The sequence below is a fragment of the Nocardiopsis yanglingensis genome (genome assembly GCF_045809185.1).
GTDB lineage: Bacteria > Pseudomonadota > Gammaproteobacteria > Xanthomonadales > Xanthomonadaceae > Stenotrophomonas > Stenotrophomonas yanglingensis.
This window is the reverse complement of sequence record NZ_JBJNRH010000007.1, coordinates 172,216-181,523: the sequence shown is the minus strand read 5'-3', so window position 1 is coordinate 181,523 and position 9,308 is coordinate 172,216. Positions and strand designations below refer to the sequence as shown.

Genomic DNA, 9,308 nt, shown 5'->3' with positions numbered 1-9,308 from the left:
CCGGGCTCGCGCGCGCCTGGGGGGGTTTTTGTCCCGGGGGTGGGGCGGGCCGCGGGCCGCCACTACCGATCAGAGTCGCTCGGCCTTGCCGCTGGCCAGTGCGCGCGCGATCACCTGCTGCGCCTGCTGCGATGCCTGCGCATGCACGCGTGCCTGGCGCTCGCCCAGCGCGGCCTGCTGGCTGCCCAGTGCCGCCTGGCGGCTGGCCAGTTCAGACTGCTGGCTGGCCAGACGCTGCATGTCACGGCTGCGGCCGGACTGTGCGGCCTCGCTGCGGGCTTCCTGCATCGCACGACGTGCCTCGGCGGCGGCCTCGCGTGCAGCCTCACGCGCAACGGCCATATCGCTGGTCGCACCGCGCGCCGCCTTCGCCGCTTCCGCAGCCGCCTCACGGTTGATGTCGTGGGCGGCCATCGCGCTACGCGCTACCTCGGCGGCGGCCAGTGCGATGCGGCGTGCCTCCTCGCTCTGCAGACGGCCCATCGCGCCCATCTGCTTGCCGAGTTCGCCCTGCTGGCGACCCAGTGCACTCTGCTGGCGGCCGAGCTCGCTCTGCTGACGCCCCAGCTCGAATGCACCCGCATAGGCGCGCTGCATCGATTGGATCAGCGCAGGGTCACGTACTACATAGCGCTTGTCGCCCTGGCGGAACCACAGCGCCGGGCCCTTGCCGAGCTGCCTGCGGGCCACCGTAACGTCGTCGATGCCACCGTTGGCGAAGGTCGAATCACCATCGACCAGCACGTAGGCCTCCGGGGGCGACTTGCCCAGATCGAGGCGACCGTAGGTGGTGATGGACGTGGTGGTGGACGTCGTGCCGTCATGGTCCTCATCCATGCCAGCGGCATCGTCGACGTAAGCCACGTCGGCATCGTCAGGACCGGACGGTTCTTCCACATCGGCCGGTTCGGCGGGCGCAGCAGGCGCCACCGGCACGGCCGGCACACGCGCGGACGACGGGGGTGCAGGCGGAGCCTTCGGCGACGGCGGCACCACAGCCTTCGGGGCGGCCGGAGGTGCGGGCGGAGCCGGCGGCACCGGCGCTGCGACCAGTCGCATCGGCGCCACGCCCACCACCACCACCACAGCGGTCAGCGCCATCGCCAGGATGCGCGGGCAGGCCCGACGCGGCTGCAGCGAGAGCAGGCGGCGCTTGAGGCTGGTGGTGTTCGGTGCAGCACTCGCCACGCCCAGTTGCGGCTGCGGTGCCACGCCCAGCTGCAGCAGCAGGCGACCATAAGCCTGGCGGCTGGCGCCGTGCTGGCCGACCACGGCCGCATCCACGGCTTCCTCGCGGGCCTGTGCGTATTCGCGCACCGACAGGCGCAGCAGCGGGTGGAAGAAGAACAGATGCTGGGCCAGTGCGGGCAGCAGGCCCCACTGCAGGTCACGCCGCTGCAGGTGCTGCAGTTCGTGGGTCAGTGCCAGGTCCAGCGCATCACCCTGCAGTGCATTGTCGCCGGCCGGCAGTAGCAGCACCGGGCGGAACGGCCCAACCAGCTGCGGTGCGTCCACCTGCGTGCTCATCCACAGCCGCGGCGCAGGGCGCACACCGTGGGCGTCGGAGGCCAGCTGCAGCGCCTGCACCAGCGCCTCGTCCTCGCAGGGATAGGCGGCGGCCAGCAGCGCCCGGCAGCGGCGCCACTCACCGAAGGTGCGCAGGGCCATCAGCAGCACACCGGACGCCCACAGCGCAGCCAGTGCAACGGCCCACCACGCAACTGCCGGCACGTCCGCCGCAGGCACCGGCATCGTCGCCAGCAGCTGCGCCGAGGCTTCCGGCGCCAGCGGGTAGACCAGATCTGCGGCAACGTCAGTGGCGGTCATCGCCACCGCCTGCGGTGCCGGCAGCCAGGCCAGCTGCAGCGGCTGGCTCCAGAACAGGCCGAGCACGGCCTGCAGCGATACCAGCCACCACAGGCGGCAGCGGGTGGCCGCCGACAGCGACGGCAGTGCGCGGCACACGCCGTACACCAGGGCGACCAGGAGCACGGTCTGCAGGCTGGTCCAGCCCAGCCGTTCCAACAACGGGATCAGCATCGTGGTGTCCATGGCTCAGCCCTCGTGGCGGCGCGATTGGAGTTCGGCGACCAGCGCTTCCAGCTCGGCCAGCTCGTTGTCGCTGACCTGCTGGCGCTGCGACAGGTAGGCCACGAACGGCGACACCGAGCCCTGCAACGTGTTGTCGACGAACTGGGCCACTGCACCCTGCAGCACGCTTTCCGGGCCACGGGTGGCCTGGTAGCGGTAGACGCCGTCCTGCTGCTGGCGACGAAGATACCCCTTCGCCCGCAGCCGCTCCATCATCGTCAGCACGGTGGACCGGGCCAGGCCACGGGCCTCGCCGTAGCCACTGGCGACCTCGCCGACGCTGGCCGGCGCATGTTCATCGATGTACTGCAGCAGGGCCAGCTCCTGGTCCCCGATCGTCTTGCCACGCATGACACCGCTCCCTTGACTACACGTGTCGTCAATGTCAGCTTGACGACAGCTGTAGTCAACCCCCCGGAAGTCATGGGCCGACGAACGGTAGGGGCACCGAGCGCTTAAACCTTTGACGCGCCGCCTGCATCCGATCCTCGACGCCCCGCCGGAATCCCGCATGTTCCGCCCAACGCTTCGAGTCGTGCTCATGCTCATCAGTGCCCTGCCCTTCGCCGCCATCTCTGCCAGCCAGGACCAGGCCAACGACCAGACCCGCCGGCTGATCCGCCAGATCATGCTGGAGCAACGCATCCCCGGGCTGCAGGTCGCCGTGGTCAAGCAGGGACAGATCGTGCTGTCAGAAGCCTATGGCCTGGCCAATGTCGAGAACGGCGTACTTGCCTCGCGCGACACCCGCTTCCCGCTCAATTCGGCCACCAAGGCATTCACCGGCGTGGCGGCCGCGCAGCTGGCGCAGCAGGGGCAGCTGGATCTGGACGCGCCGGCCTCGCGTTACCTGGATGATCTTCCACCAGCGTGGAGAGACGTACGCGTACGCCAGTTGCTTGCGCATACCTCAGGCCTTCCGGACATCCTTGATGCGAACGGACTGCTGGGCGGTGGCTCCGAAGCGCAGGCGTGGACAGCCGTCACTGCTCGGCCGCTTGAAGCGGCACCCGGGCAGCGCTTCGCCTACAACCAGACCAACTATGTGCTGCTGGCACGGATCATCGCGCAGCAATCCGGCATGCCCTACGAACGTTTCCTCGCCACCGGCCAGTTCAGCAGCGCGCGCATGGCCCGCACCACCTTCGGCGACAGCTACGACCTGATTCCGGATGCGGCGACGATGTACAGCCTGGCCCCGCGTGCCACCGACGCTGCGGATGCACCGTCCCGCCTGTCGCATTGGTTCTACGACATGCCGCCTTCGCTGTGGGCCGGCGGCGGCATCCTCACCACCGCCGACGACACCGCGCGCTGGCTGGTTGCGTTGACCGAAGGCCGCCTGCTGCCGGAGACGGCCCTGCGGCGGATGTGGAGCGCGGAGCGCCTGGCGGATGGCCGTGCCGGCCCGTGGGCGGGTGGCTGGCCGGTACTACGCGCATCGCCCGACCTTCAGGTGGCGGGTATCGGCGGTGCGCGCTCGGCCTTCGTGGTCTATCCCGAGCGCGGCGTGGCGGTGGTGGTTCTGACCAATCTGGTCGGCGCCAATCCACAGCAGTTCATCCCCCGCATTGCCGATTTCTACGCGCGTGACGCCTCACCGCCCGCTCACGAACGGGTCGCCCTTGCACGGCAGCAACGGGCTGTCATCGCAGGGCCATAGGGCGGCCGGTACGGTCCTGGCCACTTCGAAGTGATCCTGGTTCCAGCGCAGGAAACCGCCGTGGATGGCATTGCCATGGTCGAAGCTGCGCGCATCGACGGCCAGTGGCTGTTCGGGGTCGGCTTCGGCCACCCAGCGCAGCACCGGCACCTTGTCCAGCGCCCCGATGAAGGCGAACAGATCACCCGCGCCCTTGTCCTGGTAAGCCGTCATGGTCGCCGCGTCGGGCAGCTCGGCCTGCGCCAGCAACGACGCGGTGACATCCTGCAGCGGTGCGGCTCCCTGTGCGATATAGGCGCGCATGCCCATGGTGGTTGCCGGGCAGTCCTGCAGCTGCACCAGATACCCGGTGGTACCGCCACGGCCGGAGAACGACCGCATCCAGTAGCGGAAACGCGGCCCGCTGCGATCGGTGACCATGAAATCCTGCTGGCCATCCTGCGCGGGAATGGAAAGTACCTGCACCTTGCTGGCGCCCTCCACGTTGCACTTCAACTGCGCCAGCACCTGCCTGGCAGGTTCGGGCAGCGCAGCGTAGCGACCGCCGGGATGGGCGCTGCCGGAGGCTTCCGGCAGTGCGGGCAATCCCCGATCAGCGGGCAGGGTCTGCGCAGGCAAGGCCTCCGGTTTCGCCGCCGGGCTGGCGGTGGGTGCTGCTACCGGCGCGACGTGTTCCCCAGCGGGCGCGCAGGCGCTGCAGGCCAGCAACAGCATCAACGAAACGCCCGGCATCAGGTGTGATCGGATCATCGCTCAACGCCCTCCCATCGCCGGCGCTTCCTGCAGGTGTGCAGGCGCGGGGGTGGGTGCCGCCTGTTCGCGTGATTGCTGCTGCAGCTGACGCAGGCTGGCTTCCACCGCAGTCTCGCGCACCTCGGCTGCATTGACCCCTGCGCGCAGCGCCGCAGGATCGCCCGGACTGCCCTGCACCAGGAACAGTGTCTCGCCCGCCGCGCGTCCAGCACTGGGATTGCTGGCCACGATCTGGTCGACCCGGGTGATGCCCGCGGCCTTCGCTTCGCGCAGCATCACCAGACTGTAGTCATCGGCATGCTCGGCGTAGCGTCCGCCCAGGGCCTGCAGGCGCGTGCTGATCTGCTGCTGCAGGGCATGATCGCGATGCTGCGGCTGACGGGGATCGTCAGTGGCCGCGAGCGGCACCTCCTGCCCCAGCTCGCGCGCCTGGCCGGGGGCAACCGAGGTCAGCACGTACTGCCAACGGTTCTGCCCGGGCGTGCCGCGCACCGTCGACACGAAGTCGTCGTACTCGCCGCCGCCGATGGTCTGGCAGCCGGCCGAATCGGTGTTGGAGCGGCTGCCACGATGGATCTTGAAGGTGTCGTTGAGGTCCTGCACGCCCTGGGTATCGCGCGCATCGAACCAGCCGTCGCCATTGCTGTCACGCTCCACCCGTCCGGCGCCTGCGGTGATCGCATCCTGCGAGGGGCGCAGCGCAAACTCATCGGGATGGCCATTGCGCGGATGGGTCGTTGCGCGCATCTCGGTGGTGCCCTCGCCCAGGCGCCCCAGGTCCTTGACCCGGTCGCCGTTGACGTCCTCACCCTCGGTCTTGATACGCGGTGCCACGTTGCCGAAGCCCGGGCTGCGCGGCGTGGTCTTGGCATGGCCGTCGTACTGGGCAGTCGGCTCGGTCGTGGCCTGGTTGAACTCACGCACATGGCCGTGGCCCTGCGCATCCTTCCACAGCACCACGATGCGGTCGTCGTAGACGCCACGCCCGCGCGCCTCGGTGGTGCGGTTCTCGTCGCGCAGCCCCAGCACCACGCGGTCCTGCGTTGCCATCGCGTCATTCGCCGCAGTGTTGCCGCGCTGGGCCACGATGCTGCCATACACATCGTACTGCTGGGCCTGGCTCAGCGCTGCGGTCTCTGCCGCATCGGGCATCCGCGGTGGCCGCGTCGCCTCGCCCAGACGATCCAGCATCGGGTTCACCGTGGCCGCATCCGCTGCGGCAACACCACCGCTGCGTCGCAACGCCTCGAGTTCGGTGGCGGCACGCGCCGAAATGTAGCGATCCAGCGATTCCTGCACCACGACACTCTGGCCGTCGTGCAGGGCCTCCAGGCGAACGGCGGCACCGCGCGCGTCGTTCTGTCGTAAAAGCGCGACGACTTCATTGGCCGCCGCGTTGATATCCATCTCAGGCATGGTCGGTCCTTGGGCGTGATCAGTACAGGGTCAGCCTACCCCAGCCGCCCGCTGGGGCTTTTGACGCACCGCACACCCTCGCTCCCACGCCGCATTCAGGCAGATCACGCCATCACTCATCCCCGTGGGCCGCCCATCACCGGCAGGATTACCCCGCTGATGTAACTGGCACAGACCGGCGAGGCCAGGAACACATAGGCCGGTGACAACTCTTCGGGCTGTGCAGGCCGGCCCATATCGCTGTCCTTGCCGAACTCGGCGACGTCCTCGGCCTGTTTGTCGGCCGGGTTCAGTGGCGTCCACACCGGCCCCGGCGCCACGCAGTTGACCCGGATGCCACGCGGCAGCAGCTGGCTGGCCAGCGCCTTGGTGAAGGCATGGATGGCGCCCTTGGTGGCCGAATAATCGATCAGCGCCTTGCTGCCGAAAATGCCGGTTTCCGAGCCGGTGTTGATGATGCTGGCACCCTCGCCCAAGTGCGGCAGCACCGCCCGCGCCATCTGGATGTAGCCGCCGATGTTGGTCTGCAGGGTTTCCTGCAGATGCGCGTCCTCCAGATCCTCCAGGCGTTCGCAATGCAGCTGGAAAGCAGCATTGTTGACCAGGATGTCGATACCGCCGAAGGCCTTGGCCACCTGCTTGACCGCTTTGTTGCAGAAGCGCGGGTCACGCACATCACCGGCGATCACCACGCAGCGGCCGCCTTCGCGCTCCACGTGCTGGCGGGTGATGTCGGCATCTTCGGCCTCGTCCAGGTGCAACACCGCCACGTCGGCGCCTTCGCGTGCGAACAGCACCGCCACCGCACGGCCGATGCCGGAATCGCCACCGGTGACAATCGCGCGCATGCCCTGCAGCTTGCCGCTGCCGGCGTAGTCCGGTGCAAGGAAACGCGGCGCCAACTCCAGTTCGTGTTCATGCCCGGGCTTGGCCAGCTGCTGCGCCGGCATCGCCTCCGGTTGCCGGCGTGTGCCGGCCTGGGTTGCGGGCTTCTTTGTGGCCTTTTTCGCTGCGCGCACGTCCTTGGCCTTCTCCTGGTCCTGCAGGCGTCGCTGTCGGGCCGCGACGCGCGCTGCCCGTGGATCGCTGGCCGCCGCCTTGCGGGTTGCGGTCTTCACCACCCGCGGGCGAGAGGGGTCGGCGACGGTCTTGGTTGCGGTGCTGCCTTTGCGCACCTTCGGCGATGCCTTGCGGCGGACGGGGGTCTTCTTGGCGGTGGCCATGCAGGTCTCCTCGGGGGGAATGGGGTTGCCGGCCAGCGGCCGGCACTACCCGGGGCGGCATCCGCCGCTCCTGCAGTGTCTCCACCTATGCTGTTGGCGGCAGTGAGCGCACCGTGTCCACGATGTGCACGGTATTCATTCCGCCACCACGTGCGGCATCGCACGCTGCACGCAACCACACAAGGAACGCCTCCATGAAACATGCCATCACCACCGCCGTCGTCTGCTTTTCCCTCGCCGCCTGCAGCAGCTCGCCGGTGGCCCAGGTGCAGCCGATCGACGGCGTCATTTCCGGGCAGTGCCACAGCGACATGGTGCGCGGCGCACTGGGCCTGGCCGCTTCGGATGCCACCGTGGCCCGCGCCCGCGTGGACAGCGACAGCCTGCACGTGCGGGTGCTGCGCCACGACGGTCCGCGGGTGCCGCCGGCCAGCGAGGGCGGCGACCGCCTGACCATCGAGAAGGGCCGCACCAACAACATCACCGCGATCTACTGCGGCTGAGCCTGCGCGCCCTGCGCAGCACGCGCAGGGTGGCCTGTTCCCACTGGCGCGGCCCACGCAGGCCGGCCAGCTTCGCCAGTTCGCCGCGCTCCCAGCCGGCGAACACGCACGGGTCGATGTAGGCCTTGCGGCATACCGCCGGGGTATTGCCCAGCAGCGATGCCACTTCGCACACCACCGCGCGCTGCGCCTGCGCCAGCGCGCGCTGGCTGGCCGGTTCCGGCAGCTCGGTGGCAGCAAACGCCTGCACCGCCGCGACGGTGCCGCCCCAGGTGCGGAAATCCTTGGCAGTGAAGTCCTCGCCCATCACTTCTCGCAGGTAGTCGTTCACCGCGCCGGAGTCCACAGGCTGTGGCGTGCCGTCCTCATCGCGGTACTGGAACAGCGCCTGCCCGGGCAACTGCTGCAGGCGCCGTACCAGCAGTCCCAGCCTGCGATCGCCCACGGTCACTTCCTGCAGCTGGCCGGACTTGCCACGGAAGCGCATGCGCACCCGGCCGCCGCGCAGCAGCTCCAGATGGCGGTTGCGCAGTGTGGTCAGTCCGAACGAACGGTTCTGTTGTGCATAGGTTTCATTGCCGACCCGCACCAGGGTGTCGGCCAGCAGCGCCACCACCACCGCCAGCACTTTCTCCCGCGGAAAGCCTGGTCGCTTGAGGTCGCGCGTCAACCGCCGCCGCAGCGTGGGCAACGCCTCGCCAAAGGCGATGATGCGGTCGAACTTGCCAGCGTCGCGCTCCCTGGCCCAATCGGCGTGGTAGCGGTACTGCTTGCGTCCGCGCGCATCGCGGCCGGTGGCCTGCAGGTGGCCGTTGGCGTGGGCGCAGATCCACACGGCGGTATACGCCGGCGGAATCGCCAGTGCACGGATGCGCTGCAGGGTGGTGGCGTCGCGTATCGCGTGGCCATCAGCATCGCGGTAGCTGAAACCCTTGCCGGCGCGGCGCCGGCTGATGCCCGGCTGGGTGTCGTCGACATAGCGCAGGCCGGCCGCGCGCGCGGCCTGTCGTTCGGGGGTGGAGGGTGTTGGCATGCCTGTAGTGTCGCCGTCGCCATGCCGCGATCCTGTCGATAACACAAGACAAACACGTGAGGGCCGGTTCGCCGCTATGCTCGGGTCTTCACAACCCCTTCCGGAGTCATGATGTCGTTCCCGATTCGCGCCCGTTCGCTCTCCGCCCTGTTGCTGCCGGCCGTGCTGGCCCTGACCGCCTGCCAGGCACCGGCGCTGGATGAACAGGATTCGGCCACGGCTCACGCCCAGCAGGCCGCCGAAGCCGCCAAGGCGCCGGCCGACGACGCCGGCAAGGCCACCGAGGCACCGCCGGTCGGCACCTGCGACGCCAGCCAGGTGCAGAGCCTGGTCGGCCAGGCCTACACCGATGCCCTGGGCAAGCAGGCGCAGGAAGACGCCGGCGCCAGCCAGGTGCGCGTGCTCAAGCCCAACGACGTGGCCACGATGGAGTTCCTCGGCGACCGCCTGAACATCGAAGTGGACGACAAGGGTGCAGTCAGCGGCGCGCGCTGCGGCTGAGTCCGACCCGGCGCCGGCACAGGGCTGCCGGCGCTTTCTGTTGCACCTGCAACCGTGTATTGCGGCGCTGCAGCAACCTGTGATCTAGTCGAGGCATCCGGTGGCCTCATGATGCGCTCCAGGGA

The 9,308-nt window shown here is 69.1% G+C and carries 9 protein-coding genes; 3 read left to right on the top strand and 6 right to left on the bottom strand.

Translation table 11 applies throughout. The annotated features are described in order from the left end of the window. Positions 1-69: 69 nt before the first annotated feature. The gene (locus ACJ7C5_RS12095; protein WP_412704026.1) at positions 70-2,052 is read right to left on the bottom strand and encodes a M56 family metallopeptidase; all 1,983 of its coding nucleotides are present in this window, start codon (positions 2,050-2,052) and stop codon (positions 70-72) included. Positions 2,053-2,055: 3 nt separating this feature from the next. Continuing rightward, positions 2,056-2,442, bottom strand: a complete 387-nt coding sequence (locus ACJ7C5_RS12090; RefSeq protein WP_004133922.1) for a BlaI/MecI/CopY family transcriptional regulator — start codon at positions 2,440-2,442, stop codon at positions 2,056-2,058. 190 nt (positions 2,443-2,632) lie between these two features. Between ACJ7C5_RS12090 and ACJ7C5_RS12085 the strand changes: the two genes are divergently transcribed. Next, complete coding sequence (locus ACJ7C5_RS12085) at positions 2,633-3,754, top strand: serine hydrolase domain-containing protein (RefSeq protein WP_412704025.1); 1,122 nt, start codon at positions 2,633-2,635, stop codon at positions 3,752-3,754. On the opposite strand, the gene ACJ7C5_RS12080 is transcribed toward ACJ7C5_RS12085, so the two are convergent. The 3 genes from ACJ7C5_RS12080 to ACJ7C5_RS12070 all read right to left on the bottom strand — a co-directional run bounded on the left by ACJ7C5_RS12080 (position 3,689) and on the right by ACJ7C5_RS12070 (position 7,146). Continuing rightward, positions 3,689-4,504: a hypothetical protein gene (locus ACJ7C5_RS12080; RefSeq protein ID WP_412704024.1), complete on the bottom strand. Its 816-nt coding sequence runs from the start codon at positions 4,502-4,504 to the stop codon at positions 3,689-3,691. The two genes, ACJ7C5_RS12085 and ACJ7C5_RS12080, sit on opposite strands and share 66 nt — an antisense overlap. 3 nt (positions 4,505-4,507) lie before the next feature. Continuing rightward, complete coding sequence (locus ACJ7C5_RS12075; RefSeq protein ID WP_412704023.1) at positions 4,508-5,923, bottom strand: XVIPCD domain-containing protein; 1,416 nt, start codon at positions 5,921-5,923, stop codon at positions 4,508-4,510. Between the two features lie 116 nt (positions 5,924-6,039). Continuing rightward, positions 6,040-7,146: an SDR family oxidoreductase gene (locus ACJ7C5_RS12070; protein ID WP_412704022.1), complete on the bottom strand. Its 1,107-nt coding sequence runs from the start codon at positions 7,144-7,146 to the stop codon at positions 6,040-6,042. A 194-nt stretch (positions 7,147-7,340) separates the two neighbouring features. Between ACJ7C5_RS12070 and ACJ7C5_RS12065 the strand changes: the two genes are divergently transcribed. After that, complete coding sequence (locus ACJ7C5_RS12065) at positions 7,341-7,649, top strand: hypothetical protein (RefSeq protein WP_094001724.1); 309 nt, start codon at positions 7,341-7,343, stop codon at positions 7,647-7,649. On the opposite strand, the gene ACJ7C5_RS12060 is transcribed toward ACJ7C5_RS12065, so the two are convergent. Continuing rightward, positions 7,627-8,682 carry a DNA topoisomerase IB gene (locus ACJ7C5_RS12060; RefSeq protein ID WP_412704021.1) on the bottom strand — a complete coding sequence of 352 codons (1,056 nt, stop codon included), beginning with the start codon at positions 8,680-8,682 and terminating at the stop codon, positions 7,627-7,629. The two genes, ACJ7C5_RS12065 and ACJ7C5_RS12060, sit on opposite strands and share 23 nt — an antisense overlap. A 111-nt stretch (positions 8,683-8,793) precedes the next feature. Between ACJ7C5_RS12060 and ACJ7C5_RS12055 the strand changes: the two genes are divergently transcribed. After that, the gene (locus ACJ7C5_RS12055) at positions 8,794-9,183 is read left to right on the top strand and encodes an I78 family peptidase inhibitor (RefSeq protein ID WP_012509644.1); all 390 of its coding nucleotides are present in this window, start codon (positions 8,794-8,796) and stop codon (positions 9,181-9,183) included. Positions 9,184-9,308: the final 125 nt, after the last annotated feature.